Below are 402 nucleotides of genomic sequence, written 5' to 3'. Positions count from 1 at the left end.
TCGTCTCCCTGCTCGTCGAGCAGGAGAGCAACGAAATGCCGAAGACGGGCTCATCCGTCGGCGTCGATGTCGGATTGAAGCACTTCGCCGTCCTGTCGGACGGCACGGTATACAAGAACGACCGTTACTTCCGTTCGCTTGAGCAAAAGCTGGCGCGCGAGCAACGCAAGCTTTCTCGTCGTCAACGGTTGGCCTTGGACAAGAAAGTAACACTTTCCGAGGCGAAGAACTACCAGAAGCAGAAGCGAAAGGTCGCCCGCATCCACGAGAAGATCGCCAACAAGCGAACCGATTTCCTGCACAAGGTGTCGACCGAGATCGTCAAAAACCACGACGTCATCGGCATCGAGACCTTGCAAGTGAAGAACATGCAGAAGAATCGCAAGTTGAGCAAGTCCATCT

General features: G+C 54.7%; 1 protein-coding gene. It reads left to right on the top strand.

Annotation, left to right across the window (positions count from 1 at the left end):
* On the top strand, positions 1–402 hold a 402-nt coding region (locus tag KNP99_RS15575), incomplete at both ends, for an RNA-guided endonuclease TnpB family protein (protein ID WP_215193348.1).

The organism is Exiguobacterium sp. s95 (genome assembly GCF_018618655.1).
Lineage (GTDB): Bacteria > Bacillota > Bacilli > Exiguobacteriales > Exiguobacteriaceae > Exiguobacterium_A > Exiguobacterium_A oxidotolerans.
Note: the sequence above shows the minus strand (reverse complement) of the source record. Positions and strands in the feature narration are given on the sequence as shown.